Raw genomic sequence first — 25384 nt, forward strand, 5'->3', positions numbered from 1 at the left:
AATTGCCATTCATGCTTAGCAAAAAAGAATCCAGCAGGATTCTTTTTTGTGTTCGCCATGATATGACAAATTGTATCCTGATAACTTATTATTATGTTAAATGGTTATTAAGAAAAGTAAAAGGGAATCTTAGAATGAATTTAAAGAAAATATTTTTAACAGGCGCGATTGTCGTAACAACTCCCTTTACATCTATTGGAACGGCACAAGCAAGTATTATTTTCAAAGATGTTCCAACAGGGCATTGGTCTTATAAAGCAATTTTAGATTTAACAAGTAAAAATATTGTTAGTGGGTACGGAAATGGAATTTTTGGGTTTGGTGATGATGTGACTCGTGAACAATATGTACAGTTCTTATATAATGCGACATTACCATATGAGGAAAGACCAGGAGCAAATCAAGAGCCAAAGCGCTTTGCTAATTGTAAAGAAGCAAACGATGCTGGATTTTATGATATTACAAGAGATAGTCCGTACTATGGTAAGCATTTAGATCGTGATGGCGATGGAATTGCTTGTGAGAGAGAGAAGAGCGGTAAATAAAAAAGCACTCACCCTGAGTGCTTTTTCTTATGGAAACATGCTATTTTTTTAGGCGATTCTCATAAACTAAAAGTAAGGAAATGAAAGTAGGTGACAAAATGCCGTCAGTTGTGGAAGGGGTTATTATTGAAAACTGCAATGGAACGATTAATTTAGGAGATAAATATAACGTGCAGCCTATTGAAAAAACGAAAGCTTATAATGGATCAGGATCATCGAATACAGGAAAAAAAGTACAAACATTTAGTGGTATTAGTACAGCAGATGTAAGGGATAGCGATGTGAACGATCAAGGAATACAGTTTACTTTATAGAGAAATATGTAAAATTGCATAAAATGATGAACTTGCCCTGTGCTACAATCTAGCTGTGAGCTGTTAATGATTCTTCTGTATTATAGTTGTTAGATTGGAAATATAACATCTTATCGAAAATCATACGTAAAAAAGACACTTCAACGAAGTGTCTTTTTTATTTTAGTGATACCCTTTAGCAGAGTCTTTATGAATTTTATTTTTAAAGATACTGTAGCTCCAAAGTTGATATCCAATAACAATTGGTACCATAACCATTGCAACGAAGAACATAATTTTTAAGTTTAATTGACTACCAGCTGCGTTATATAGCGTTGTACTATAAGCATCGTTAATACGAGATGGTAACATTCTTGGGAACATACCTGCAAATCCTGTTGTCATAAACATTGCGATTGTTAAACAAACGAATGTGAATGCGAGACCTATATTATGTTTGTACACCATAATAAGTGCGAGTACACTCATTAACATGGCAAGTACCGGAAGAATGAATAGTACCGGATATTCTGTGAAGTTTTGGAATAAATTTGTACGATTTGCAGTTGCTACATAGAAAATAGCTAAAATGATAGCAGCTGCCATTGAAAATGGTCTTGCGATTTTATAAGCACGATCAGATACTTCACCAGTTGTTTTAATCATAACCCAAAGGGCGCCAGATACGACGAATATAGCAGTGAAGAACAGACCACCTAAAATACCATAATGATTTAGTAAGCTTAGTAAATTTCCTTCATAGCCATTTTTTCCGATTTGTAGTCCGTAATAAAGGTTAGCGAACGTAACACCGAATAAGAAGGCGATTAGGAAACTACCAATTGTAAATGCCCATTTACAAGTTTTTTGCCAAATTGGTGGATCGTCTTTATGCATAAATTCAAGTCCGGCAGCACGAGCAAACAGTGCGAGTAATACTAAAAATAGTGGTGTATATAGGTAACTAAACATATTTGCATATGTGACTGGGAAGGCAGCAAATGTTGCGCCACCAGCTGTAATTAACCATACTTCATTACCACCCCAGAATGGGCCGATTGCTTCTTGTAATTGATTTCGTTCTTGTCGGTCTTTCGCAACGAAAGGAAAAATCATTCCGTTACCAAGTGCATATCCATCAAGAATGAAGTAAACTGTCCAAATTACGCCCCATAAACAAAACCAGATAATTGCAAGCATATCATGAGACATGAGCTGCACCTCCCTCAGTAGCAGGTTCTTCTAATGCTGCTGGTCCTTTTTTCGCGAACTTTAGCATTAAGTATACGTCTGCGATTAAAAGTAATGTGTAGAACAAGATTAAACTAATTAATGAGAACCAAATTTGTGGAACAGATATAGGTGATACAGATTCTGCTGTACGCATTAGTTTATAAACTGTCCATGGTTGACGACCTACTTCGGCAACAATCCAACCAGCGTTAATTGCGATATATGGTAGTAAGACAGACCATATTGTAATTTTTAAATAACGTTTTGAGTTTTCTAGTTTTCCTTTTCGGTTTAAGTAGAAACCGTACCAAGTTAATGCCATAAAGAACATACCAAGTGCAACCATTAAGCGGAAGCTATAGTACACGAGGTTAACATTTGGACGTTCATCTTTCGGGATATCTTTTAAACCAACAATTTCGCCATTAAATGAGTTTGTATAGAAGAAACTCCCTAGTTTCGGAATAGTAAGGAATTCAAAGTTCTTTTCGTTTTTTACATCCGGAATTTGAACAATCGAAAAGCCTTGTCCTTTTCCAGTTTCCCAAACTGCTTCCATCGCAGCTCCTTTAGCTGGTTGATATTTAGCTGCTGATACACCAGACTGATGACCCATAAACGGTGTAACAGTTGCAGCGAATAAACCTAACATTAAACCAAATTTAAATGATTTTTTGAAGAATTCCACTTCATTTTTACGTAATAAATGATAGGCGCTAATTGCCATAACGAAGAAAGCACCAACGATATAACAACCAATTACAGTATGGAAGAACATGTTCCAAGCATATGGATTTGTCACAAGTGCCCAGAAATCATTTAATTCAGCGCGGCCGTTACGTACGACGTAGCCAACAGGATTTTGCATAAAACCGTTTGCTGTAATAATCCAAAGGGCGGAAATATTTGTTCCAAGTGCAACCATCCACATACAGAAGGCACGGAACTTTGGTGAAATTTTGTCTTTACCGAATAACCATATTCCCATGAAAGTAGATTCTAAGAAGAAGGCAACGAGTGCTTCGATTGCGAGAGGTGATCCGAAAATATCTCCCATATATTTGGAGTACTCAGACCAGTTTGTTCCAAATTGGAATTCCATCGTAATCCCAGTTATAATCCCCATTACGAAGTTAATTGTAAATAATTTACCCCAGAAATTTGCCATTTTGCGGTATGTTGGATTCAATGTGCGGGCGTATTGAGTTTCCATACATGCTACTAAAATAACAAGTCCGATTGTCAAAGGTACAAATAAAAAGTGATAAAAAATAGTAATTGCAAATTGAAAACGACTCAGTAACAGAACGTCGGACATAATGAATATTCACTCCTTTTTTACATTATCTACAATCAGTTTATAGTGAAAATACGTTTTAAATAGGAGGGACTTGTTACAAAGGTGTGTGTATATTTTGAAAGAATTATGTCGGTTATCTGAAAATATCTTATTTTCACTATAAAGTAATATCCTTTTTGAGTTTTTTAAATTTTGGTACACTATATAAGTAATGTAAATGAGAGAAAAGAGGGTTCTTTACTATGAAGTCATTAGAAGAGATTTTACAATACAATGAAAAATTCGTTGAAGAAAAAAAATACGAAGAGTACGAAACAGGTAAATTTCCAAACAAAAAGATGGTAATTATCTCTTGTATGGATACTCGTCTTGTTGAATTATTACCGAAAGCGATGAATATGCGTAACGGTGATGTGAAAATTATTAAAGTAGCAGGCGCTGTTATTTCACATCCGTTTGGAAGTATTATGCGTAGTATTTTAGTTGCTGTATATGAACTTGGTGCTGATGAAGTTTGTGTAGTTGGTCACCACGATTGTGGTATGGCAAAAATTCAAGCAAGCAGTACAATTGAGAAGATGAAAGAGCGCGGTATAACAGAAGAGAAATTAGATACACTTCGTTATTCTGGAATCGATTTAGAAAGATTCCTACAAGGATTCTCTAGTGTAGAAGAAAGTGTAGAACATAGCGTATCAATACTTCGCAACCATCCATTACTTCCTGAAGAAGTACCTGTTCACGGTCTTGTTATAGATCCTGACACAGGAAAATTAGATTTAGTTGTGAATGGTTACGACAATTAAGAATTTACTTTGTCATCCTTTTTATCTGGGACAGGATCAAATCCTCCCGGGTGGAAAGGGTGACATTTTAATATACGCTTGCATGTAAGCCAAAACCCTTTCAGAGCACCATGTTTTTGAAATGCTTCTAATCCATAATGAGAGCAAGTTGGGTAAAAGCGGCACGTTGGTGGTGTCATCGGAGAAATGAACTTTTGATAAAAGCGTATAATGCCAATAAAAATCTGTTTCATAATGGTCTCCTTTTCAGCATAGTCTTAAAGTATTATAGCACGACTGTACATAATACTTTACTAATGTTGATTTCCGTTATATCATATTGGATATAACGGAATTAAATTAAAAGCGGGAGAGATGTTGTATGCCATCAGTAGAAAGCTTTGAATTAGATCATACGATTGTAAAGGCGCCTTATGTAAGACATTGCGGAGTTCACAACGTAGGTAGTGACGGTATTGTAAATAAATTCGATATTCGTTTTTGCCAACCGAATAAACAAGCAATGAAACCAGATGTTATTCATACGTTAGAACATTTATTAGCATTTAATTTACGTAAATATATTGATCGTTATCCGCATTTTGATATTATCGATATTTCACCAATGGGCTGCCAAACAGGATATTATCTTGTAGTAAGCGGAACACCAACGGTTCGAGAAATCATTGATTTATTAGAATTAACATTAAAAGATGCGGTTCAAATTACAGAAATTCCAGCTGCAAATGAAACACAGTGTGGCCAAGCGAAGCTTCACGACTTAGAAGGAGCACAACGCTTAATGAACTTCTGGTTAAGCCAAGATAAAGATGAACTTGAGAAAGTATTTGGATAAAAAGAAAAAACTGCCTGTGAAAGGGCAGTTTTTTTGTAACACGATGATAAATGAAATTATATCGACGATTTTTCGAATATATTGAACACAACTTGAAATATATCAACGATTTTTTTAATATATCGACGTTTCGACACTGGATATCAACTTGCCGACAAAAACTGACAATATTATGAATCAAATAAAAAGAAGAGGTCGTCTAACATATGTGTTGGACGACCTCTTTTTTATGAAAGTATACTAGACACCCCAACATATAAAACAAAGGCAGAACCGAGAAAATAAACAAATGCCTTAGCTTTTTCTTGTTTCTTCATTTCATCAATTCCAAACAGGATAAACATAATACTTAAAAGGATAAACACGTAAGGTAAAAGAATAGTGAAGTTTGCAAATAGGCTAAATAGTGCAAGAGAAAGAGCGATAGTGGCGATTATAATTCGAATGTTTTTTAACATATAATCCTCCTTTAAAAGAAAATTATAAATGGAATAACAAAAACAATCGTAAAAAGACTTAAACCGATGCTAATAGCTCCAATTTGTTTTTGCTGTTTTTGAATCGTCTCAATTCCTACTAAACTGCCATATAAACTAAAGAGGAACAAAATGATAGGTGAAAAGATTTGAAAGTTCATTGTAAATGTGCTGTATAAACATAAGATCAAAGTAATAAAAACGATGGTTAGCTGTACTTTTCTTATATGCATTTTAACCTCCTAGTAGAAAAATAATTACCGAGAGACAAAAATTATAATAGCAACGATTAAAGTGAATACGCCAGAAAAGAAGGAGAGTGTACTATGTACTTTCTTTTGTTTCTGTTTTTCTTCTGCGCTCATGATGAAGGTCATAACAGATAAGGCGATGAGCATATAAGGCATTGTAACAAATGCGTTTGTAAATATTACGGATAGAGCGAGAACGATGACGATAAGAGCGGATAAAATGCGAAAGGTTTTTAGCATATAAATCTCCCTTTTTTAAATAAACTATTTACCGAAATATTTCTGAGAGGCCAAGTAATAAAGCACCAGCTCCAGCCATGAACGCAAGTATGCTGCTAGATTGTTTCTGTTTTTTTATTTCCTCTAAACCTATAGTGAAAGCCATAGCTCCTAAGAAAATGAACATGTAAGGCATAATGTCTCTGTTACCGCTAATAAAACTATAGGTTGCTATAGATAAAGTGATAAGTGCAAAAGTAATTCGAACGCCTTTTAACATAAAAGCCCTCCTTCTAGTTTATGTAGGTAATGATGAGAACAATCAAAGAGAAAGCTCCAGCAGTAATACAAATAAAGCCTGTTCCTGAATCCTTTTTCCTTATTTGTTCAATGGCAATGAGAAACAGTAAAGCTCCTAATAGAAATTGTGAAAGTGGTAGAAAGTTATGTTGAAATGTCAGTAAATTAATACTGGATAGGATGTGGGCTAAAATAAGTAGTATATGAAGCGTATTATGAATTCTTCTTGCTGTTTTTTGTATAAGGATTATCTTCTGGCTTATCAACAGAATGTTTATAAGCGTAGCCTTTATTAATCGTCATGACGGAGAGTACTAGTATGACTAGGACGATTATAATACCGATAATTAATATTTTGAACATGGAATCCCTCCTTTTCTTTATTTTACATAATTTTGTAATTGATGAAAACAATAGAAATTAAAAGGATGAAAGAAGGGTGTTACATGGAGACGAAAAAAACATATTATATATCAATAGGAAACGGTCAAATTTCACAAGTGAAGACGGCGGATACGTATAATTTTGAGATTTCCGCAAGTGATGAGGAAATTACGGAGTTAAGAGAGTACTTTGATCAAGCATATGTAGAGGATTTAGGTTCATTTGTACGTTCTCACGTTCCATTTGTTGAGTATCATCACGATTCGAATAATGACCGATATGATGAACAACTACAAAAAGCATATAAAATGATTTACGATTTAGGTAATCATGAGACGAAAGAATTAGTCGCGCAAATGGGAATAATCAATGGATTGTAATTGGATAATATTATGCAGAAAAGCGAGAATATGCTACAATTTGTGGTAGGAAAAACTTGTAACCATCAATAGGGGAGTAATGGCATGTACAAATTTAAAGATTATTACCACAACACTGTACAATTATCGTTTGAACGTTATCCATTTTCTCCTGAGCCAAAGCATGTTTGGGTTGTATGCCGGTACGGGGATCAATGGTTATTAACGCATCATTTACGTCGCGGTCTTGAATTTCCAGGTGGTAAAGTAGAATTAGGGGAAACACCGGAAGAAGCGGCAGTTCGAGAGGTTCATGAAGAAACTGGCGGCATAGTTTCTGATTTAACTTACTTAGGACAATATAAAGTATCTGGAAAAGACAAAATAATCATTAAAAACATTTATTTTGCAACGATTAGTGCGGTAGAAGAACATACGCATTACGAAGAAACGAAAGGGTCTGTTTTATTAACAGACATTCCTGATAACATTAAAACGGATAGAAAATTTAGCTTTATAATGCGTGACGATGTACTGGCGCGCACGATGAAACATATAGAAGAAATCGGCTGTTTTACGAAGTAAAGTGGCCGGTTTCTTTTTTTTGTGTGTAAGAATAAATGTAAATATATCTTTATATACTTTTGGGTATATTATACAATTTTGTGAAGATATATTTACATTTTAGGAGGGTGAAGATGGATAACAGAAAAGAAACGACTGTTACTGTTTCAATGGTTAAATTAAATATCTATGCATGTCTTATAATATTCGCTTTGGCGTTTGGAATTGGTTATTTGCATATATTTCTTTCAGGCGGGGTTCAATTTGAATTTACATTGCCCGTTATGTTTCTTTTGATTATTGGAATGATTGTTCTCATTTGTATTCATGAAGCGATACATTTAATAGGGTTTCGTTATATCGGAGGTGTTCCGTGGAGCGAACTAAAATGGGGTGTCAATTGGAAATTAGGTGTTGCATATGCTCATTCTAAAAAGGTGATTACAGTAAAGCAAATGAAGAAAGTATTAATGCTGCCGTTTTTACCGACTGGTATTTTGCCAATTGTAATTGGATTAGCTACGAATGTGCAATCAATCTCATTTTTAGGAATTTTACTAACAGCAAGTTGTATCGGTGACATTGCCTTATATCAAAAAGTTTCAAAGTTTCCAGGTGATGCGCTAGTTAAGGATCATCCGAGTAAACCGCAGTTTACAGTATATGAATCATAAAGGAAGAGGAGGCGCTAGAGTAGCGACCTCCTCTTGTTATTGTCGGTAAGTGGATATATTGTGAAAATCGCTGATATAATTTATTTACTATTATTTTGTTTTCATCTCTACCTCTAAAAACGAAAGTATCTCCAATAAATCATCCACTACACGTGAATGCTCAAAATCACCCCAAAATGAATCTCTCTTCCAAACATCAAGAACCCCTACTCGTTCAGAACCAAGCACATCGTTTTCTGGATGATCTCCAACATAAAGACACTCTGCGGCTTTAACGTCTAGCTTTTGCAAAGCTCGTTCGAAAATTTCAGGATGTGGTTTTTTAATTCCTTCCGCTTCGGAAACGAGAATTGTATTTGTATACGTATGTATGTTTAGTGCGCGGAGATTGTTCGTTTGAAAGTCAGTAAAGCCGTTTGTAATAATGCCAATTTTAATATTTTGTTGTGTTAAACGTTGAAGTAATTCATGCATGTTTTGGAAAGGAATACAATGATGTTGAAAATTTGTAATGTAGTCGTGCAGCAGTTGCTCTGGTGTTAAAGTGGTAATGTTGTATTCGCAAAGGAGAGTAGCATATACTTTATCTTTCCACGTATAGCCATTATTATCGAGCTCAAGAAATCGAGAACAATACTCTGATTTTTCTATGTTCATTAAGTGAGAGGCAAAGCGATTATATTGATCATGAATAAACTGTTCTAGAGATTGGCGCCGATCTAATAGTGTTCCATCTAAGTCGAATAAGACTGCTTGGATCATGCGAAACCTCCTTATAGTTTGTATAATTAAGTATCGCACATTTGTTAGAAATTGCTTATGATATTTTTGTAGAATGGAACGACGGAGGTTTATATGAAGAGACTGTATGGTAAGTTAGTAGCGGTTGTCGTCGCAATTGGTTTAGTAGCAGGGTGTGATATTTCTATGAAGAGTGTGAAGGAAAAAGAAGTTTGTAAAACAGAAGAAGAATGCGTGGAAATAGGAGATAAGAAACTTCAAAAAGTATATGAAAAAATAGATGGATTATCTGAGCTTGAAGCAGTAGAAGATTATGATATAGAAGAGCATGAAAGTGCGGATATGAAAGGAGCAGAACAGAAAAAAGAAGAGGATGAAAATTACTTCTTTTTAGTTTCTTATTATATTGATGGTGATGAAATTGTAGATCCTTATTTTGAAAAAATAGAACGGAAACGTTTAAATAAAGTATTCGCTGAAGATAAAGAAGCGAAAGAAGAGGTGCTACAACAGCGTCAAGATAGAGGTTATCATGAAGACTTATGGGATATGTACCGCACGCTCATTCCAGCTAAATATCGCGGGAATATAACCGGATTTGATTTAATAACGGACGGTTATGACGGTGTTGTTGCTCACGTTATGCCTAGTATGGAGAATCCGAAAGATTGGACCCTAAGCTTAGATACACTTGATTCGGCGGTAAATATCGATGAAGTGATGAAAACATTAATTCATGAGACGGCTCACGTGTTGACGCTCGGGCATAAGCAAATACCAGTAGATGAAAACTATGTAAAGGATTTTGAAGAATATAAAGATATTTCAACGTACCGAAATAACTGTGAAACTCTTTTCTTACAAGAGGGATGTGCGAGGGGAAAATCTTATATTAATCAATTTTATAACTCTTTCTGGAAGGACATTGAGCAGGAGTGGATAGAAAAGAAAGTAGAAGAAAGTGAAGAAACTCAAATTGAATTTTTTAAAGAAAAGCATGAGGAGTTTGTCTCACATTATGGAACGACAAACGTAGCGGAAGATATTGCAGATACGTTTACAGCATTTATTTTGCAAGATTCAAAAAAGGTGAAAGAAGGATCGGAGTTAAAGTATAAAAAAATTGCGTTCTTCTATCAGTTCCCTGAGCTTGTAAAAAGGAGAGCGGAAGTGTTGACGGGATTATATGATGTTTCGAAAACGTAAAGAATTTTAGTTCTTTGCGTTTTTCATGTTGATAAAATTGAAAATTATGTCTTTTTATCAAAAAGAAGAAGGAACTGAAGCTTTAAAAGAGAATTAGTATAAAAATGTCACAAATTAGACACAATTATAATGCGCATATTGTAGGGACTATAAGTTTACTCTCAAGGAGGTAATGAAACGTATGAAAACGATTCTTGCGGTTGCTGGTCTCATTTGGGTAATGTCTCACGGTTTTCCGATTTTTGAAGGAGAGCAAATTCGTAGTGCATTAAATAAAAAGTATGATGATTATCATGTAATAGATCGAAAAGAAAATGTCGTTACAGTACGTGTGAAAGATTGTTTCCATACAGTTACAGTTGCGGATGGAAACGTTACAAATGAAACAAAGATGTGTGATAAAAGGTAAAGAAAGAAGCTGACTATAGTCTATCGCTCTAAGTCAGCTTCTTTTTCGTTTTCCAATTAAAAGTTTTTCAAATGCCTCAACAAACACATACATAAGTGTTGCGAGGACGCAGGTGAGTAGTACGCTCAGTAAGACGAGCGTGAAATTAAATACTTGGAATCCGTAGCTAATTAAGTAGCCAAGACCTTGTTTAGAGACGAGAAGTTCGCCGAATATAACACCGACCCATGATAAACCAACGTTCACTTTTAACGTTGAAATAATTGCTGGGAAGGATGCAGGGAGAACGACTTGCTTATAACATTGCCATTTATTTGCGCCAAATGTGTCCATCACTTTTATATAGTTAGAATCGACTTCTTGAAATGCGCTGTAAATAACGAGAATGGTAATGATGATGGAAATGATTACCCCCATTGCAATCGACGAAGAAATATTTGGACCGAAGATTACAATGATAATAGGTCCAAGTGCCACTTTTGGCATGGCGTTTAGGACGACGAGATAGGGGTCGAGCACGCGAGCGAGAAGTGGCATCCACCAAAGGAAAGTAGCGATAATAGCGCCGAGCACTGTTCCAAGAATGAAGCCTACTCCTGTTTCAAGTAATGTCGTCCATATGTGAACCAAAAGCGAACCGTCAATCCATTTACTAAGGAAGAGATCCCAAATGCTTGAAGGAGAGCTAAAGAGTAAAGGATCAATCCACTCTTTTTTGCTAGCTATTTCCCATAGTGAAAAGAAAAGAATGAGCAGTAAAAGCTGCAGTGAGCGTGCTAACCATGCGCGCTTGCGTTCTTTTTTCTGAAACTGTTCATGTAGTTGCTTTATATTATCCAAGTCGCTCCAGCTCCTTCCATATATCTTGGAAGAGGGATGGGAAGTCGTGGTGATGGCGTGATTCTAACGGTGATAAGGAACGGATGCTTTCAGGGACGATAAATGTTTTTGCAATTTTCCCAGGATTCGCTTGTAGTAAATAAATACGATCACTCATCGCAATGGCTTCCTCAATATCATGTGTTACGAGTAGTGACGTTTTCTTATATTTGCGTAGTAAGTTGAAAACGAGATCTTCTAGTTTCAATTTCGTTTGATAATCGAGCGCTGAGAATGGTTCATCTAGCAATAAAATTTTAGGATCGGTCGCTAACGTTCGAACGAGAGCGGCACGTTGACGCATACCGCCGGACAGTTCACGAGGGTATTGCTCTTCTACATCATGTAGACCGACTTGTTTTAAAAGCTGTAAAGTATGTTCTTTCGTCTGTTCAGTGTAAATTTTTCGGGTGTGAAGTCCGAGCATAATATTTTCTTCAATTGTTTTCCAAGGAAACAAGTAATCTTGCTGCAACATGTACCCCATAGATGAAGTTTTCGTTGTAATAGGCTCACCATCTAAAAAGACGATGCCTTCAATTGGATCAAGCAGCCCAGCAATAATGGAGAGGAGTGTCGTTTTGCCGCAACCACTTGGACCGAGTATAGAAATAAATTCGCCTTCTGCCACTTGTAAACTCATGTCTTCGAGAATCAATTTAGCATTCTCTTTTGCGAAAAAGCAGTGAGAAACGTTACGTATTTGTAAAAAACTCATACACTTCGCCTCTATTTCTTAATAACGCTTTCGGCAATTTTTGTATTGACGAGCGCTTCATGTGGAACTTCTTTTTGTAATTCGCCAGCTTCTTTCATAATCGTTTGGAGCTGTTTCCATTCTTCAGCATCTAATAGCGGATTTGTCGCATAAGAATGTTGCTTTTTATAACGTTCAATTACTTTTACTGCAATGTCCTTTGAAGTGTCTTTAAATAACGGAGAAACGGTGTCAGCAATCTCTTCTGGACTATGTGTATCAACCCATTGTTGTGCTTTATAGAGCGCACGTGTGAATTTTTCAGCAGCATCTTTATCTTTCTTTAAGAAGCTTTCTTTTGCCATGAACGTTGTATACGGAACAGTTCCAGATTCATTTCCGAACGAAGCGACGATAAACCCTTTTCCTTCTTTTTCAAATATACTTGCAGTCGGTTCAAAGAGCTGTACAAATTCCCCAGTACCAGATGCAAAGGCACTTGCAATGTTAGCAAATTCGATGTTTTGAATTAAGTTTGTATCTTTGTGGGGATCAATGCCATTTTTCTTTAAAACGTATTCTCCAACCATTTGCGGCATGCCGCCTTTACGCTGTCCTAAAAACGTAACACCTTTTACGTCATTCCAATTAAAAGAGTCTAATTTTTTACGCGAAACTAAAAATGTTCCGTCTGTTTGTGTAAGTTGTGCGAAGTTAATGATAGGGTCTTTTGCACCTTGTTGATGAACATAAATAGACGTTTCAGAGCCGACGAGAGCAATATCAATTCCGCCAGATAATAGGGCGGTCATCGTTTTATCTCCGCCAGCTGTTGTTTGGAGGTCAATATTTAATCCTTCATCTTTAAAAAATCCTTTTTCAATCCCGACATATAAAGGGGCGTAGAAGAGAGAATGGGTAACTTCGCCGATGCGAATGTTTTGCGTTTGTTCTTTCGTACCTTCCTTTTTACTACTGCAAGCAGCAAATGTGAAAACAGCTAGTAACATGATGCAAAAAACAGCTATTAATTTTTTCACTATATGACACCTCCTAGAAGTCACTCTACAAGCATGATATGTAGGTAAGTGCCCATATGTGAGTGTGGATAGAAGGAATTTTTCGGGTGATAAAGAAGTACAAATATAAGGGGTGATAAAATGGATTACGAATATGATGATAGCGTACATTTACATCTTGATTATTTCGGAACAGAATGTGATATGGAATCGATTGCTTATAAGCGGAAGAATGAAGACGTGTGGGATGTGTATTTTAATTTTGGGGCATATGGTCTTCAGAAAGATGAGATCGAGACAGGTAGATTTATGGATGAATATGCTGGTCATTACGTTTTTTCTGTACATGCTCGTGATCTTAGCTGGGAATTTGGAAGTGCTCAATTTGAAGAGTGGGTTTTGAGAAATCAAATAGTAGAAAAATCGCTGCAAAAATAGGGAGGAATTTTGTGGTCGATTTTCTCATTTTCTTGTTCATTTTCGTAGTCGGATTTTTTATTATGCAAGTACTCGTTTATCGATTTGCAAAGAAAAACATTCAAAAATATACAAGAATAAAATGGATTCATATGTGGCTAGAGATAAATATGAAGAAGGGCCCAAGATTAGATCTTTTTGATTTTGTAGTTATCGTACTTGTATGTGTTATATGGAAAGTATGGATGTATTCTCTTATATAATAAATATGTTAATGTCTGTTAGAATGAAGGAGAACCTGTCAGTGTTGGTAGGTTCTTTTTTTTATGGTAATAATTTTATGAAGCATAGTTCATTTATGCTGTTGGAATATAGAGCGAAGAAGTTTTATCCCGTTCAATCCTGAGTGGTTCGGGCTTATTAAGTTTCACTGTATTTTTAAGGGGAAATTAAGGATACACGTGTATAATACAAACACATAGGGAGACTAACTGTATACAAATATTTTATTTTGTATATGACAATATGTTTGTGGATGCGAGACGAAGGGGTAAAGGAAAGAGGGAATAAATTGCGTTTTAATGTTTTTACACAACGACGAAGAAGAGATGAATTTCATTTTAGTTTTTCTCCTCAGCAGCCGAGGAAGAACCTATTAATTTCTATCATTCTTAGTGGAATGTGGGCGATTTGTTTAGAGACACTGTTTTTTGTTATGTTAAGGTCGTTCGAATTCGAGAGAATTAAAGAATTTTTTAATGGGAAAATACAGCTGAGTATACTCATTATTGTTTTGTGGAGTGTACTATTATACATCATTCATTTAAATAAAGGCATTAGTCATAAGCTTAGGCCGGCTATTCAAGCTTACGTCTTATTATTTTTAATCGCTCATACAATGAATTGGATGTATATCATGATACAGGAGAATATGAGCCTTATATTAGTTAATAACTGGGTTAATGTCCGATACGGACAGTATATATTAAGCTTATTATTTATTTATATGATATATGTTTTTATGTATAGTTTGCTTGGACGAATCTTTTTGAGTATCACGATAACAAGTTTGGTGCTAATTGTTTTTGGGATTGTGAACCATTTTAAACTTATTTTTAGAGGAGATCCATTCTATCCGTCTGATTTCACACAGATTACTCAAATGCAGTCCGTGATACCAATGGTTATGGACTATTTTAGTTGGTGGACTATATTTTTGGGGATATTCGGGATTGCTCTGCTTGTATATTTAGTTATGTATATACGAAAGCACATTCCAGTTATAAAGCCTAATATAATTACGAGAATTATTTTAATATGTGCTTCTACGTTTATGGTGTATGCATATAATAATTATCCTAATACATTTATGAGTAATGTATTTCAAAAATATGGGGTAACCTTCGTGGCTTGGAATCAAAATGTAAACTATAATGATAATGGTTTTGTTTTGGGATTTGTCAGTAACTTAGACACAACTGTCATTGAGAAGCCAGAAGAATATTCAAAAGAAACTATGCTACAAATTTCAAATAATATAAAGAAACAATATGGAAGCAATGTAGGGAAAAAAGAAAAGACCGAGAAGCCAAATATTATATTTTTCATGAGTGAAGCTTTTTGGGATCCAACAAAGCTAATGAATCTTTCATTTAGCGAGGATCCGATGCCGAATTTACATCAATATATTGAGAATTTTCCGGGTGGACAAACAGTATCTCCTGTATTCGGGGGAAACACAGCGAATACAGAATTTGAAGCGTTAACGAGCTATTCAATGAGCTTTTTGAAGCAAGGTTCTATACCATATCAACAAGCGGTGACAGGGCAGAGAGAAATTCCGTCTATCGCAAGTGAATTGAAAAAACATGGATATTACACGAATGCAATTCATGCTTATGGAAGATCATTTTATAAGCGGGATGATGTATATAATGTTTTAGGAATTGATAATTTCAATGCAGAAGATACAATGAACAACATAGAGGTAGATGGGGATTATATTAGTGATGTATCTATTAGTAAAGAAATAATAGAGGAATTGAATAAGAGAAAGCAACATACGTTTATTCATGCAGTTACGATGCAAAATCATTTTCCATTCAATCCAGGACGATTTGAAGAAAAGCAAATAGAAATTAGCGGATTAACAGATGAGGGATCGAAGGCAGAATTAGAAACATATACTGAGGGTATACGTCGTTCTGATGAGGCTCTAAAATATTTAGTAGAACAAATTCAAGAGCTAGAAAGGCCTACTATATTGGTTTTCTTTGGAGATCACTTACCAATATTAGGGGTAAATAAAGCTATCTATGAAGAAGCTGGATATATAGAGAATGAAGAAACTGTAAATGAAAGGTTAGCTATGTCAGAAACACCATTGTTAATGTATGCAAATTTTGATTTGCCAAATGACAATTTAGGTTTAGTAAGTCCGATTTATTTTTCTAGTCTCGTTTTTGATTATGCAGGATTAAAACAATCACCATTTTATCAATTTTTATCGGAAATGCATAAAGAAATACCGGTTCTGAGAGAGGAGTTAAAGGTTAATAAAGATGGGGAAGAGATAACAGATTTAACAAAGAAACAAAAAGAAATGTTAGAGCAATATAAAATGATTCAATATGATTTACTTGCTGGAAAGCAGTATAGTAAAGATATACTATTTTAAATAGAACAAACAAAAAGAACTTGTATAACGATACAAGTTCTTTTTTTTATAGTATTTAACGGGGTAACCAGACAAGCTGGGTTTAGGGAGTATTACCTGTACATTTAGTATAAATGAAAATGTAATCGTTTTATTAATTGATTTGTGAGAAATATGTGAATTTTGAGCTTTTCAAAAAATGCGTTCCAATTGAAACGATTTGGTATAGATTTTTATGAATGCAAAAACTTTATAAGTTCTGCATTTAATTCATCCGCTTGATCGATTGGAGAGCCGTGACCGCTATTTGTAAGAGGATGTAACTGAGAATTTTTAATCCGCTTTTGCGTGAGCTCAGCGCTTTTGTAAGGGATAAGTTGATCGTGAACACCGTGGAATATTTTTGTTGGGACGTTAATTTTACTTAAATCTTTCGTTACATCTTCATTTGCGGCTGCTTGCAATATTTTGATGAGAGCGTAGGAAGCAGACTGCATACCGAGATAAGAAAACCATTCTAACGTAGCAGATCCTAAGTTTCTATTAAAAAATGATAAAGATACATCATTTAAAAATTTTGGCATATTGGCATACATTTGATTAATGAGGGTATCTGCTTGTTCTTTTGGGACACCATAGGGCGATTCTTGATTTTTAACGAAAGAGGGGGAAACAGCATCGACTAATACAAGTTTAGAAATACGATGGCCATTATAGCGGGACATGTACCGAATAGAAAGAGCACCACCTACTGAGAAACCGACTAATGTAGCATTTTCTACTTGAAGTGCTTCGAGAACAATGGCGATATCGTCTGCTAAACGATCGTATGTGTAACCAGTCCATGGTTTATCAGATTGCCCGTTTCCGCGTATATCCATAGCGATGCAGCGGAAACCATGCTGTGGTAACACATTGAGTTGATATTGGTACATTTGATGATTTAAAGGCCAGCCATGGACGAAGAACACAGTTTTACTACCGGGTCCAGGATTAACGTCTTGCACAAAAATATGCACATCTTTCTCGACGGTAACAAACATAAATTATCCCCCTAACCTATTCATATGCTCTATCCCAAAAGCGTTGTTTCGTCATGGCTTTAATGAATTCATTTGCAAGTTGCGTAGGGTTTTGTTCTATTAGGACGCCAGGCTTTCCTTCAATATTTAAAGATTGAATAACGGTAGATCCATTTTGAAAGGCACCAATTGGCTTAAAGTGATTATATGATTCTACGACAAATGAACTCGCTTTATTAAGAAACTGTTCATCAAGGTTTCCTCCAATAAGAAGTAGCCCGTCATAAAGAAGTGAAGATCCCGTTAAGAAAGTGTCATTCACGTCCCAACGTACATTTTGCGTTCCTTGCACAATACCTAATCGCTCGGAAACAATTACTGGCTGCAGCCCAACTTGTTTGAATTGATTTAGTATATGTTGCGCGTTTTGTCCGTCATATCCATTTGCAACAATGACACCTACTCGTAATGTATTAGGACTAAATGTCGTATTTGCCATACTGAGTGCTGGCGATGAAGTCCCAAAATGTATCATGTGCTGTTTGTCCCTGTGGAATCTCATTATGCGGTTCAGGTTTAAGGGCGTGAATAAGATCAGGGAATTTAATGCCATCTTGAATGAAAAAAATAGGAATATTGTTTCCTACTAAATCAAAATTTCCTTCTTCTGTATAAAATTTAACGGCGAACCCTCGTACATCTCGATTTGTTTCATTCGCCCCTTTTGATCCAGCTACTTCAAAGAAGCGAACGAAAAGGGGTGTTTTTTTTGAAGGGTCTTGTAAAAAGTGGGCCATTGTTAGCTCTTCTAAAGATTCATATAGCTCGAATATACCATGTGCACCGTATCCACGTGCGTGAACGACTCTTTCAGGAATTCGTTCACGGTCAAAATGAGCAAGCTTTTCTCGCATTAGGAAATCTTCTAGAAGAGTAGGACCACGATCACCAGCGGTTAAAGTATTTTCATCATTTGAAATGGTAACACCTGTATTTGTCTTCATTTTCTTTCCTTCATTCTCACGTGCGAAGGATTTAAGTTGTTCTGTTTTTTTATTTTTTTTGCCGTCCACATAAAACACCTCCCATAATATACGTATTATTGTTTATAGCTTTTATGCTTATATAGCCTGAAGATACTTTGCTTTATTGGGATGATTTTCCTCAAATGTTCGATTTATCTTTGTTTGTCTATGAAAATCATTTATTATAATAAATGGTATTCTTCGAGATATTATTTTGAAGGGGTGTTGAAGTGAAAGGAAGTTTTCTATCATATAAAGAAGAAGAAAGGAATGCAAAAATTTTTTTATGGGTGCTATATATCATTGTTGTTGCATACCAAATTTTCTATGCAATCGTATTAGAAAATAAATCATTAACGGATATGGGACATAGCATACTATGGCAAGTTATTTGCGGAACTGCAATACTCGGTGTGAATGTATATTTAATAAAAAAAGAGAAAGCGAACCTTGTTAAATATGCATGTGTATTTGCATACATAGGAATAGAAATCGTTAATATACTTTCGTATATGCTTTATAATGAGGCGGCATTTGATGGAGTAAATATAATAGAAATTATTTTCATCTTCTTTGTACCTATATTTTTAAATAAAAAATATTTTGTGCTTGTACTTTCGACAATTGTAGGGAAATATGTTATTTATTTATTCATATTAAAGGAAGTAAAAGGATTTATGTTCCTCATTATGTATACACTCGTATTAATAGCGGCATACATCATTTTAAATCGATTTATACAATACCTTTCAGCGGTAAAGGAAAGTATTAAGATTGCTAGTGAATCACAAAAATTAGCAGTAATCGGAAAAATGGCAGCGACAGTGGGACATGAAATTAAAAATCCACTTGCTTCATTAAAAGGGTTTACGCAATTACAACGAGAGAAGCATGAGGAGGACCCTATTTACGAACAGATGATTTTTGAAATAGAAAATATGAATAATATGATAAGTGAGTTAATGGAAGTTGCTACATGTAAACCTTCTGTTTATAAGAAACATAATATAGGTGAAATTGCATTACAAGCAGTAAAAATTGTTCGCGAAAAAATGAATGAATCTAGCGTCCAGTTTATTTCTAATGTAGAAGAAAAGACGATAGAAGTTGAATGTGATGAGCGGAAAATAAGAGGAGTCTTTCTATATGTCATAAAAAATGCTCTGGAGGCAATGGAGCAAGGTGGCACATTAGAGTTACGGTTAGAAAACAAAGGACAAGATTATGTAATGCTAAGTGTAATTGATAATGGTTACGGTATTAAGAAAGAAAATTTAGCTCGTGTTAAAGAGGCCTTTTATACAACGAAACAAGATAAAATTGGCCTAGGACTTACTGTAGCGAATCGGCTTGTTACTGAGCAGCATCTTGGTGAATTACATATTTCAAGTGAAAGAGATATTGGAACTAGAATAGATATTATGCTCCCGAAGCAACGTGGAAATAATGAAATCCAAGAGGGAGAAAAGCTAGGAGTTACGATATGAATAAAGACGATATATTTAAAAATGAAGAAATGAAGGCACTGAAAATATTTTTAAGTTTATTTTTCATTATATTTTTTGTATACGATCTTGCCTACGAATTTATTGTACCTTTAATAGGAGGAGAGCAAGAAGGAGTAGGAGAATTTGAAGATGGTTTAGGCTTATGGCTTTATTTTCTAATGGTGATTTTGTTTTGTATTGGAGTATACTTCATGAAATGGAAGAATCCATTTGCAGTGAAATATATTATTCTAATTGGATATAACCTATTAGATTTTATCCATAATTTTATGATTTACTACGGTAGTGATGCTGAGTTTGATGGTGGGAATATAGTAGAAGGATTTTTTATTTTATTTGCCCCACTCTTTGTGAACAAAAGGTATTTTTGGTTAGTTACTGGTATACTTGTTGGGAAATACGCTCTTATAGGAATCATTATTCACTCGTCACTCGTTTTAATCCCGATGGCATTATATAGCGTATTTACTATTATATGTTGGATTATGTTTTTAAGGTTTCAATCTTACGTTCGTACGCTTGAGATGATGGATAAAGAAATACAACAAACAGAAAAGCTAGCAACTGTTGGGAAAATGGCTACAGTTATTGGTTACAAAATTAGAAGACCTCTAGCTAATTTAGATAAATTTGTTAATAAGCAAGCAAATAAATATCCTGAGGATAAAATATATAGTGATATTATGAAACAAGAAGTAGAACGAATTCATACAATCGCTACAGAACTTAGTGGATTTGAGAAATCTAAATCACTAGAATCAGAAGTTCATAATATAGAAGAAATTATCGCTTATGTTATTCGAGTTATGGGAAAGCCTGCTTTAAAGCAAGGAGTGCACATACAAGGTATTTATAGTAAAGACATACCATCGATTACATGCGATGAAAAACGATTAAAGCAAGTATTTTTTAATTTAATTAAAAATGCGATTGAAGCAATGTCAGTTGGCGGAACGATTACGATTAAAGTGACTGTAGAAGATGCAATCATTGTTCAAGTTAAGGATGAAGGTTGCGGTATTCCAAAAGACAAAATTCCGAAGCTAAATGAAGCTTTTTACACAACAAAAGAAACGGGAACAGGTTTAGGTTTAGTAGTTACAGAAAAAATTATTAAAGACCACAACGGTAAAATGAGTTTTGAAAGTGAAGTTGGGGTTGGAACGACTGTGAAGATTGTATTGCCAATGTAATGAAAAAATTTTTAAAAGGGAGATTACTTATTTGAGAGTGATCTCCCTTTTTTATTGTGGATGAGAGTAAGACATGTTGATAAAGGTAGGCAAGTTAATTATATTAACATAGTGTATATAATCAAAAATCCAATATATGGATAAATTTAAAATGATAGTATATACTAAACTTGTCTGTTATTTGTTTTAATTCATTTGTATTTCTATTTGCTGACCCGAATCTCGGGTCTTTTTTTTGTTAAATAAATTATTTTTTAGTAAGGGCTATATATCAGTGATTAAAAAAATAGAATATACAGCACTCGCAGTAATTCCAGGGGTAATATAAAGGGATATAGCATCTCCTCTCGAAACTGAGTTTCCAGTTGTAATGCTAGTCCAAGTTATAGTAGCGGGACCGACTGCTGGATTAGGATTAAACACTTGAATTTGTCCTGATCCAGTATCTGTTGGTTTAATTGAAAATACCATAGTTCCTGTAATTTTGTCAGTGGTAGTTAAAGTAAGAGTAGATAGGATGTAACTAGAGGTAGGGGCAGTGAGGTTTGTTGGAACATTCCTGCAAATATTAATCGTATAAACAGCAGCAGGTAAGTTATTTACATTTATAGATGCAGCGAAGCCAACTATACTACCGGCTCCAGCAGTGACATATGGAATAACATTGGAGTCAATTCCAGGAGAACCCGCTATACGTTGAAAACCAGCATTTGTTCCTTGAAAAACAATACTTTTTGCTGATGCACTACCTGCAGTTCCAGTAGGCCCGGTATTACCAGTAGGTCCACTTTCTACTAATACGATATAATCTGGAGATACATTCGGAAATCCTTGAGGTGCATCTTTTTTTACAACATAGCCGCTGCTCGTATAAGTGACAACTTGTCCTTTTTTATAGGTGGGGGCGGCTGCTAGACTAAAGGCGGTAGTACTTTGGAAACCAGCTCCGGAAGGCCCGGCAGAGCCAGTAGGTCCAGTACTACCAGTGGGTCCGGTGTTCCCGGAAGGTCCAGTGATGCCGGCAGAGCCAGTGTTTCCAGTAGGTCCGGTGCTACCAGTGGGCCCGGTGTTTCCGTTAGAACTACTATTGCGTCTGCCGTCGCAACTAAAACAATTACGTGGGTACATGTATGTTCTCCTTTCTATATTTTGAAAAACTAGTTTTAAAAATAGAACCACTATATACATATTATGAATTCTATATTTTTGTGTGTTCAATCGTATTGTGTATAGATTTTAAAATAGAGAGGAGAGTTGAATCGTTATAGAGCCAACGTTTCTCTTGTGGGCCGAAAGTAACACCTAAGTCAAAATTAAGCTGCAAATAAATCTTAAAGTGATTCTTATTCTTTCATAGCAAGATAGGAAGCAGATAGGAAACAAATAAATCCTACAATCCAACCAATAGAAGGAGAATAAGGAAGTATATGTTGTAATACCATTCCGCTAGAAATAAAAAAGCTACCGAGTAGGCCTAAGAAGATGGGGGTATCGCAGTAATTTGAACATGAGTAATACAACCTCCTTTATTACATATATTGTATATTATTCGTAATTTTCTGTATATATTTTTAAAGAAAAATGGTGGTACAATATATGAAGGATACGAGAAGAGAGGATGAAGTTTAGAATATGTACGTTACTGTAACAGAAGCAGCATATAAAAAAATTATGGATACGATTCCAAATGAGGCGAAATATATAAAGTTATTTTACGATAATGAAGGTTGCGGTTGTGTAATGAGCGGAATTATCGATTTAGTAGCTGTAGCAGAAAAAGATGAGCGCGATGTGGATATCGAATCTAGCGCAATGAATTTTATCGCAGATCGCACAAAGCTTGTATTTATGGATGATAAGTTAACAGTTGATTGGCATGAAGTTGGAGGAACTTTTCAGCTGAAGAGCCCAAGCCAATTTTATAATCCAAATATGAAGTTACACGTTCGAGTGTAAGAAAGAAAAGATGGTCCAAAATATTTTTGGACCATCTTTTTATTATATAAGGTACTATTATTTTCGTTTTTTGTTGATAAGTCGATATATTCGAAAAATCGTCGATATAAGTTTATGTACCAAACAAAGCAAACCTCTCCATACAATACAAAGATTTTTTCACATAATGAAATGTACATGTGATTGAATTTTCTGTATAATCTTATTTGCGGAGGGGATATGCATGAGAAGGTGGGGGATTGAGTTATTAATTTTAGCAGTCGTTATTATTTGGGGGATTAATTTTACGATTGCTAAATATGGGCTTTTAGAATTTACAGCAATTGAGTTTACTGCACTTCGGATGATATCAGCGGCACCGCTTATGTTACTCCTTACATTTTTTATTGAAAAGTCGGTTTATATGGAACGAAAGGATATACCTAGATTAATCATCGTTAGTGTTGTAGGTATTGTACTGTATCAAACGTTATTTATGGAAACTGTCAAATATACGTCCGCTACAAATGCCTCTTTACTCATTTCTATTTCACCTATTTTTACAACTGTATTTGCTATTTTTTTGAAACAAGAAAAGTTTTCTTCTCGAAAGCTCATCGGTTCTATAATTGCCTTTGGTGGTGCTGCATTAGTTTTATTAGCAGGGCATTCGCTTGCTAGTTCTTTTTATGGTAACGGAATTGGATTTATTACATCAATATGCTGGGGGCTTTATCCTGTTTTAGCAGGTCCATTAATTAAAAAATATTCAGCACTACGTGTTACCGCATGGTCAGCATTAGTTGGCGCGATTCCGCTTTTATTGTTAAGTGGACCACATGTATTTATAATGCCATTTCACATTACACATGGAATGACACTATTCGCTTTACTATATTCCATTTTCTTTGTAACAGTATTTGGTTTAGTGATGTGGTATGTTGGTATTCAAAAAATTGGCGCGTCACATACGATGGTATATATGTATATAACGCCACTTGTAGCTGTTTTATTTGCAGCTATATGGGCAAATGAATATGTATCATTTCAACAAATAATCGGTGGAATGATTATTTTCTTCGGTCTATGGTTTGTGAAATCGGAGAAAGTAAAAATTCATTCTACTGCGAGGGAACCTATATCAAAATAGGAAAACAGATCATCTATGATCTGCTTTCCTATTTTTTTATTTTTGGTAAGAAGACGAGAAATAAGATAGCAGTAATAAGTGGAATTAAGTTTAAAAATGGAATACGGAAGAGTGTGATAAGAATAATACCTGGAAGAAGAACACCGAGGACAGCGTAGAAAATACTATGATTTTTCGTGTACCAATACAATGAAAGTCCAATAAGTGCAGGGATAATGAGGTGAATGAGAGCCATTAAAAAATAAATCATTAGACGCCCCCTTTATTTGTGTACTTATTACATCATATCCGTATGTTCAGAAATTGATATCATTTTTTTCATAAATGGACGAAAAATGTTTGGAAAAACGTCACAAATTATGAGAATATGATGTTTGAAATCTTGTATAATATTATTTTCTGAAAACATTCAAACAACATAAACATACTGTTTATGTTGTTTTTAATTTGAGTGAAATGAATTTTAAGTAGTATGAACTCGAAAGAAATGAGTTATACAGCTTTTGTTGGATAGATAAAAATTACTGAAGAGGAGAACAGCATGATTAGTATGTCATTAAGATCATTTAAAATTCAATCGTATTATTTACTAGGTTTTCTTTTGCTAGGATGGATGTTAACGCCGTTTTCAGCTCATTTTCTAGGTGCTGGAATTGGACTTATCGTAAGTATGTATTGTGTTTGGCTTTTAGGGAGACGAATTGAGAAGCTTGGAGATAGTATCGTAAAGAAAACGAAAGCACCGACGCTCGGTATGTTTAATCGTTTTGCAGCTGCCATTTTGGGCGCTGTTATTATGTATGAAATTGAGCACCACATGGTTATGTGGGCATTTGCAGTAGGGATTCTGGGTGGTTATTTCTTAATCGTTGTGAATTTAGGCTACTATAGTATGAAAGATGAGGAAGAATTAACAAAGGGCTAAAAAGATAAAAAGCCTCTTTTTAGATGGAATAGAGGGTCCGGCGAGAGGTAGTTACAATAGGAAGCATAATTTTGCATAAAATACAGGTTTCTGCTTCCTATAAGCTAACATGAAATCACATATTAGTATGACTCTTATGTTCTTTAAAAAAGGTGGATATAATACAACAAATTATTCCGGTAATTAAAATAATATATTTTATCGTTTCATTTGTATGCTCAAATAAATTAACGTTAAGCATCACAAGTCCCCAAAACATTTGGATCGCTCCGTAACTGAATAAAATTTTTCCTGTACGAGAAAAATTTTTCATAGGCCTCATCCTTTCCTTCATATGTAAATTTTATCATAAAAAAATAATAA

At 34.9% G+C, this 25384-nt stretch carries 34 protein-coding genes and 1 pseudogene; 17 read left to right on the forward strand and 18 right to left on the reverse strand.

Annotated features, from left to right (window positions below):
* The first annotated feature begins 134 nt into the window (after positions 1–134).
* Both DN389_RS03110 and DN389_RS03115 read left to right on the forward strand, forming a co-directional pair.
* Positions 135–545, forward strand: coding sequence for an excalibur calcium-binding domain-containing protein (locus DN389_RS03110; RefSeq protein ID WP_098189505.1), 411 nt, complete (start codon positions 135–137; stop codon positions 543–545).
* An 80-nt stretch (positions 546–625) separates the two neighbouring features.
* Positions 626–859: a spore germination protein gene (locus DN389_RS03115; RefSeq protein WP_033658693.1), complete on the forward strand. Its 234-nt coding sequence runs from the start codon at positions 626–628 to the stop codon at positions 857–859.
* 162 nt (positions 860–1021) lie between these two features.
* Here the strand turns inward: DN389_RS03115 and cydB are convergent, their stop codons facing one another.
* Together cydB and cydA are read right to left on the reverse strand one after the other, a co-directional pair.
* On the reverse strand, positions 1022–2050 hold the full coding sequence (cydB, locus tag DN389_RS03120; RefSeq protein ID WP_149236794.1) for a cytochrome d ubiquinol oxidase subunit II: 1029 nt from the start codon (positions 2048–2050) through the stop codon (positions 1022–1024).
* Positions 2040–3389, reverse strand: coding sequence for a cytochrome ubiquinol oxidase subunit I (gene cydA, locus DN389_RS03125; RefSeq protein ID WP_048541033.1), 1350 nt, complete (start codon positions 3387–3389; stop codon positions 2040–2042). The genes cydB and cydA overlap by 11 nt, the downstream gene beginning before the upstream one ends.
* 224 nt (positions 3390–3613) lie before the next feature.
* On the opposite strand from cydA, the gene DN389_RS03130 reads away from it, so the two are divergent.
* Positions 3614–4177 carry a beta-class carbonic anhydrase gene (locus DN389_RS03130; protein WP_000838167.1) on the forward strand — a complete coding sequence of 188 codons (564 nt, stop codon included), beginning with the start codon at positions 3614–3616 and terminating at the stop codon, positions 4175–4177.
* On the opposite strand, the gene yidD is transcribed toward DN389_RS03130, so the two are convergent.
* Entirely contained in the window at positions 4174–4410 is a 237-nt protein-coding gene (gene yidD, locus DN389_RS03135) for a membrane protein insertion efficiency factor YidD (protein WP_000809334.1), read from the reverse strand. The two genes, DN389_RS03130 and yidD, sit on opposite strands and share 4 nt — an antisense overlap.
* 128 nt (positions 4411–4538) lie before the next feature.
* Between yidD and luxS the strand changes: the two genes are divergently transcribed.
* Positions 4539–5012: an S-ribosylhomocysteine lyase LuxS gene (luxS, locus tag DN389_RS03140; RefSeq protein ID WP_001141371.1), complete on the forward strand. Its 474-nt coding sequence runs from the start codon at positions 4539–4541 to the stop codon at positions 5010–5012.
* A gap of 227 nt (positions 5013–5239) precedes the next feature.
* Here the strand turns inward: luxS and DN389_RS03145 are convergent, their stop codons facing one another.
* From DN389_RS03145 to ytzI, 6 genes are read right to left on the reverse strand one after another with little or no spacing between them, the layout of a single operon-like run.
* The gene (locus DN389_RS03145) at positions 5240–5470 is read right to left on the reverse strand and encodes a YczI family protein (RefSeq protein WP_000916679.1); all 231 of its coding nucleotides are present in this window, start codon (positions 5468–5470) and stop codon (positions 5240–5242) included.
* An 11-nt stretch (positions 5471–5481) separates the two neighbouring features.
* Positions 5482–5721 (reverse strand): hypothetical protein, encoded by a 240-nt coding sequence (locus DN389_RS03150; protein WP_149236795.1) that lies wholly within the window; start codon positions 5719–5721, stop codon positions 5482–5484.
* Between the two features lie 24 nt (positions 5722–5745).
* Positions 5746–5979, reverse strand: a complete 234-nt coding sequence (locus DN389_RS03155; RefSeq protein WP_149236796.1) for a DUF3953 domain-containing protein — start codon at positions 5977–5979, stop codon at positions 5746–5748.
* Between the two features lie 28 nt (positions 5980–6007).
* On the reverse strand, positions 6008–6238 hold the full coding sequence (locus DN389_RS03160) for a YczI family protein (protein WP_088123588.1): 231 nt from the start codon (positions 6236–6238) through the stop codon (positions 6008–6010).
* 13 nt (positions 6239–6251) lie between these two features.
* A complete protein-coding gene (locus DN389_RS03165) occupies positions 6252–6479 on the reverse strand; it encodes a DUF3953 domain-containing protein (RefSeq protein ID WP_147786656.1) in 228 nt (75 codons plus the stop codon).
* The gene (gene ytzI, locus DN389_RS03170) at positions 6472–6621 is read right to left on the reverse strand and encodes a YtzI protein (protein WP_000472802.1); all 150 of its coding nucleotides are present in this window, start codon (positions 6619–6621) and stop codon (positions 6472–6474) included. Before ytzI ends, DN389_RS03165 begins: the two co-directional genes overlap by 8 nt.
* 83 nt (positions 6622–6704) lie before the next feature.
* Here ytzI and DN389_RS03175 point away from each other — a divergent pair, with 83 nt between their 5' ends.
* From DN389_RS03175 to DN389_RS03185, 3 genes are all read left to right on the forward strand, one after another.
* Positions 6705–7022, forward strand: coding sequence for a hypothetical protein (locus DN389_RS03175; protein ID WP_000448410.1), 318 nt, complete (start codon positions 6705–6707; stop codon positions 7020–7022).
* 84 nt (positions 7023–7106) lie between these two features.
* The gene (gene mutTA / locus DN389_RS03180) at positions 7107–7586 is read left to right on the forward strand and encodes an antimutator 8-oxo-(dGTP/GTP)ase (RefSeq protein WP_000276386.1); all 480 of its coding nucleotides are present in this window, start codon (positions 7107–7109) and stop codon (positions 7584–7586) included.
* Positions 7587–7699: 113 nt separating this feature from the next.
* Positions 7700–8239: a DUF3267 domain-containing protein gene (locus DN389_RS03185; RefSeq protein ID WP_149236797.1), complete on the forward strand. Its 540-nt coding sequence runs from the start codon at positions 7700–7702 to the stop codon at positions 8237–8239.
* A 90-nt stretch (positions 8240–8329) separates the two neighbouring features.
* On the opposite strand, the gene DN389_RS03190 is transcribed toward DN389_RS03185, so the two are convergent.
* Positions 8330–9001: an HAD family hydrolase gene (locus DN389_RS03190; protein WP_149236798.1), complete on the reverse strand. Its 672-nt coding sequence runs from the start codon at positions 8999–9001 to the stop codon at positions 8330–8332.
* A gap of 93 nt (positions 9002–9094) precedes the next feature.
* On the opposite strand from DN389_RS03190, the gene DN389_RS03195 reads away from it, so the two are divergent.
* On the forward strand, positions 9095–10186 hold the full coding sequence (locus DN389_RS03195) for a recombinase family protein (protein ID WP_149236799.1): 1092 nt from the start codon (positions 9095–9097) through the stop codon (positions 10184–10186).
* A 181-nt stretch (positions 10187–10367) separates the two neighbouring features.
* A complete protein-coding gene (locus DN389_RS03200) occupies positions 10368–10595 on the forward strand; it encodes a hypothetical protein (RefSeq protein WP_000849118.1) in 228 nt (75 codons plus the stop codon).
* A gap of 33 nt (positions 10596–10628) precedes the next feature.
* On the opposite strand, the gene DN389_RS03205 is transcribed toward DN389_RS03200, so the two are convergent.
* From DN389_RS03205 to DN389_RS03215, 3 genes are read right to left on the reverse strand one after another with little or no spacing between them, the layout of a single operon-like run.
* On the reverse strand, positions 10629–11435 hold the full coding sequence (locus DN389_RS03205) for an ABC transporter permease (protein ID WP_000368763.1): 807 nt from the start codon (positions 11433–11435) through the stop codon (positions 10629–10631).
* Entirely contained in the window at positions 11428–12192 is a 765-nt protein-coding gene (locus tag DN389_RS03210; protein ID WP_149236800.1) for an ABC transporter ATP-binding protein, read from the reverse strand. The genes DN389_RS03205 and DN389_RS03210 overlap by 8 nt, the downstream gene beginning before the upstream one ends.
* A gap of 11 nt (positions 12193–12203) precedes the next feature.
* Complete coding sequence (locus tag DN389_RS03215; protein ID WP_149236801.1) at positions 12204–13211, reverse strand: ABC transporter substrate-binding protein; 1008 nt, start codon at positions 13209–13211, stop codon at positions 12204–12206.
* 120 nt (positions 13212–13331) lie between these two features.
* Here DN389_RS03215 and DN389_RS03220 point away from each other — a divergent pair, with 120 nt between their 5' ends.
* The 3 genes from DN389_RS03220 (at position 13332) to DN389_RS03230 (ending at position 16284) form a co-directional block, all read left to right on the forward strand.
* A complete protein-coding gene (locus DN389_RS03220; RefSeq protein WP_088123584.1) occupies positions 13332–13628 on the forward strand; it encodes a DUF3986 family protein in 297 nt (98 codons plus the stop codon).
* Positions 13629–13639: 11 nt separating this feature from the next.
* Entirely contained in the window at positions 13640–13870 is a 231-nt protein-coding gene (locus DN389_RS03225; RefSeq protein ID WP_098189510.1) for a hypothetical protein, read from the forward strand.
* A 272-nt stretch (positions 13871–14142) separates the two neighbouring features.
* A complete protein-coding gene (locus tag DN389_RS03230) occupies positions 14143–16284 on the forward strand; it encodes an LTA synthase family protein (RefSeq protein ID WP_149236802.1) in 2142 nt (713 codons plus the stop codon).
* 212 nt (positions 16285–16496) lie between these two features.
* On the opposite strand, the gene DN389_RS03235 is transcribed toward DN389_RS03230, so the two are convergent.
* Both DN389_RS03235 and DN389_RS29050 read right to left on the reverse strand, forming a co-directional pair.
* Positions 16497–17306 (reverse strand): alpha/beta fold hydrolase, encoded by an 810-nt coding sequence (locus DN389_RS03235; protein ID WP_098189511.1) that lies wholly within the window; start codon positions 17304–17306, stop codon positions 16497–16499.
* 16 nt (positions 17307–17322) lie between these two features.
* Positions 17323–18358 (reverse strand): annotated as a pseudogene (locus DN389_RS29050) (catalase).
* Positions 18359–18540: 182 nt separating this feature from the next.
* Here DN389_RS29050 and DN389_RS03245 point away from each other — a divergent pair.
* Both DN389_RS03245 and DN389_RS03250 read left to right on the forward strand, forming a co-directional pair.
* Complete coding sequence (locus DN389_RS03245) at positions 18541–19797, forward strand: ATP-binding protein (RefSeq protein WP_149236803.1); 1257 nt, start codon at positions 18541–18543, stop codon at positions 19795–19797.
* Positions 19794–21011, forward strand: a complete 1218-nt coding sequence (locus DN389_RS03250; protein ID WP_088123581.1) for an ATP-binding protein — start codon at positions 19794–19796, stop codon at positions 21009–21011. The genes DN389_RS03245 and DN389_RS03250 overlap by 4 nt, the downstream gene beginning before the upstream one ends.
* 264 nt (positions 21012–21275) lie before the next feature.
* On the opposite strand, the gene DN389_RS03255 is transcribed toward DN389_RS03250, so the two are convergent.
* The gene (locus DN389_RS03255; RefSeq protein WP_149236804.1) at positions 21276–22139 is read right to left on the reverse strand and encodes a collagen-like domain-containing protein; all 864 of its coding nucleotides are present in this window, start codon (positions 22137–22139) and stop codon (positions 21276–21278) included.
* 504 nt (positions 22140–22643) lie between these two features.
* Between DN389_RS03255 and DN389_RS03260 the strand changes: the two genes are divergently transcribed.
* On the forward strand, positions 22644–22967 hold the full coding sequence (locus DN389_RS03260; protein ID WP_048540845.1) for an iron-sulfur cluster biosynthesis family protein: 324 nt from the start codon (positions 22644–22646) through the stop codon (positions 22965–22967).
* Positions 22968–23190: 223 nt separating this feature from the next.
* Positions 23191–24096, forward strand: a complete 906-nt coding sequence (locus DN389_RS03265; protein WP_149236805.1) for a DMT family transporter — start codon at positions 23191–23193, stop codon at positions 24094–24096.
* Between the two features lie 28 nt (positions 24097–24124).
* On the opposite strand, the gene DN389_RS03270 is transcribed toward DN389_RS03265, so the two are convergent.
* A complete protein-coding gene (locus DN389_RS03270; RefSeq protein ID WP_000639043.1) occupies positions 24125–24346 on the reverse strand; it encodes a hypothetical protein in 222 nt (73 codons plus the stop codon).
* 291 nt (positions 24347–24637) lie between these two features.
* Between DN389_RS03270 and DN389_RS03275 the strand changes: the two genes are divergently transcribed.
* Positions 24638–25021, forward strand: coding sequence for an ATP synthase subunit I (locus tag DN389_RS03275; protein WP_060486665.1), 384 nt, complete (start codon positions 24638–24640; stop codon positions 25019–25021).
* Between the two features lie 115 nt (positions 25022–25136).
* Here DN389_RS03275 and DN389_RS03280 read toward each other — a convergent pair whose 3' ends face one another.
* The gene (locus DN389_RS03280) at positions 25137–25334 is read right to left on the reverse strand and encodes a hypothetical protein (protein ID WP_149236806.1); all 198 of its coding nucleotides are present in this window, start codon (positions 25332–25334) and stop codon (positions 25137–25139) included.
* Positions 25335–25384 lie beyond the last annotated feature (50 nt).

Origin of the sequence: Bacillus sp. AY3-1 (assembly GCF_008368785.1) — a bacterium.
In the GTDB taxonomy this organism is placed as follows: Bacteria; Bacillota; Bacilli; order Bacillales; family Bacillaceae_G; genus Bacillus_A; species Bacillus_A wiedmannii.

Excerpts from the sequence above, each read along its gene's own strand:
- mutTA (WP_000276386.1), top strand. The coding sequence starts at position 7,107 with ATGTACAAATTTAAAGATTATTACCACAACACTGTACAATTATCGTTT.
- DN389_RS03115 (WP_033658693.1), top strand. The coding sequence starts at position 626 with ATGAAAGTAGGTGACAAAATGCCGTCAGTTGTGGAAGGGGTTATTATT.
- DN389_RS03200 (WP_000849118.1), top strand. The coding sequence starts at position 10,368 with ATGAAAACGATTCTTGCGGTTGCTGGTCTCATTTGGGTAATGTCTCAC.
- DN389_RS03145 (WP_000916679.1), bottom strand. The coding sequence starts at position 5,470 with ATGTTAAAAAACATTCGAATTATAATCGCCACTATCGCTCTTTCTCTT.
- DN389_RS03130 (WP_000838167.1), top strand. The coding sequence starts at position 3,614 with ATGAAGTCATTAGAAGAGATTTTACAATACAATGAAAAATTCGTTGAA.
- DN389_RS03210 (WP_149236800.1), bottom strand. The coding sequence starts at position 12,192 with ATGAGTTTTTTACAAATACGTAACGTTTCTCACTGCTTTTTCGCAAAA.
- yidD (WP_000809334.1), bottom strand. The coding sequence starts at position 4,410 with ATGAAACAGATTTTTATTGGCATTATACGCTTTTATCAAAAGTTCATT.
- DN389_RS03275 (WP_060486665.1), top strand. The coding sequence starts at position 24,638 with ATGATTAGTATGTCATTAAGATCATTTAAAATTCAATCGTATTATTTA.
- luxS (WP_001141371.1), top strand. The coding sequence starts at position 4,539 with ATGCCATCAGTAGAAAGCTTTGAATTAGATCATACGATTGTAAAGGCG.
- DN389_RS03155 (WP_149236796.1), bottom strand. The coding sequence starts at position 5,979 with ATGCTAAAAACCTTTCGCATTTTATCCGCTCTTATCGTCATCGTTCTC.
- cydB (WP_149236794.1), bottom strand. The coding sequence starts at position 2,050 with ATGTCTCATGATATGCTTGCAATTATCTGGTTTTGTTTATGGGGCGTA.
- DN389_RS03260 (WP_048540845.1), top strand. The coding sequence starts at position 22,644 with ATGTACGTTACTGTAACAGAAGCAGCATATAAAAAAATTATGGATACG.
- DN389_RS03220 (WP_088123584.1), top strand. The coding sequence starts at position 13,332 with ATGGATTACGAATATGATGATAGCGTACATTTACATCTTGATTATTTC.
- DN389_RS03175 (WP_000448410.1), top strand. The coding sequence starts at position 6,705 with ATGGAGACGAAAAAAACATATTATATATCAATAGGAAACGGTCAAATT.
- DN389_RS03195 (WP_149236799.1), top strand. The coding sequence starts at position 9,095 with ATGAAGAGACTGTATGGTAAGTTAGTAGCGGTTGTCGTCGCAATTGGT.
- DN389_RS03280 (WP_149236806.1), bottom strand. The coding sequence starts at position 25,334 with ATGAAAAATTTTTCTCGTACAGGAAAAATTTTATTCAGTTACGGAGCG.
- DN389_RS03250 (WP_088123581.1), top strand. The coding sequence starts at position 19,794 with ATGAATAAAGACGATATATTTAAAAATGAAGAAATGAAGGCACTGAAA.
- ytzI (WP_000472802.1), bottom strand. The coding sequence starts at position 6,621 with ATGTTCAAAATATTAATTATCGGTATTATAATCGTCCTAGTCATACTA.
- DN389_RS03160 (WP_088123588.1), bottom strand. The coding sequence starts at position 6,238 with ATGTTAAAAGGCGTTCGAATTACTTTTGCACTTATCACTTTATCTATA.
- DN389_RS03255 (WP_149236804.1), bottom strand. The coding sequence starts at position 22,139 with ATGTACCCACGTAATTGTTTTAGTTGCGACGGCAGACGCAATAGTAGT.
- DN389_RS03230 (WP_149236802.1), top strand. The coding sequence starts at position 14,143 with ATGCGAGACGAAGGGGTAAAGGAAAGAGGGAATAAATTGCGTTTTAAT.
- DN389_RS03265 (WP_149236805.1), top strand. The coding sequence starts at position 23,191 with ATGAGAAGGTGGGGGATTGAGTTATTAATTTTAGCAGTCGTTATTATT.
- DN389_RS03270 (WP_000639043.1), bottom strand. The coding sequence starts at position 24,346 with ATGATTTATTTTTTAATGGCTCTCATTCACCTCATTATCCCTGCACTT.
- cydA (WP_048541033.1), bottom strand. The coding sequence starts at position 3,389 with ATGTCCGACGTTCTGTTACTGAGTCGTTTTCAATTTGCAATTACTATT.
- DN389_RS03235 (WP_098189511.1), bottom strand. The coding sequence starts at position 17,306 with ATGTTTGTTACCGTCGAGAAAGATGTGCATATTTTTGTGCAAGACGTT.
- DN389_RS03185 (WP_149236797.1), top strand. The coding sequence starts at position 7,700 with ATGGATAACAGAAAAGAAACGACTGTTACTGTTTCAATGGTTAAATTA.
- DN389_RS03150 (WP_149236795.1), bottom strand. The coding sequence starts at position 5,721 with ATGCATATAAGAAAAGTACAGCTAACCATCGTTTTTATTACTTTGATC.
- DN389_RS03190 (WP_149236798.1), bottom strand. The coding sequence starts at position 9,001 with ATGATCCAAGCAGTCTTATTCGACTTAGATGGAACACTATTAGATCGG.
- DN389_RS03110 (WP_098189505.1), top strand. The coding sequence starts at position 135 with ATGAATTTAAAGAAAATATTTTTAACAGGCGCGATTGTCGTAACAACT.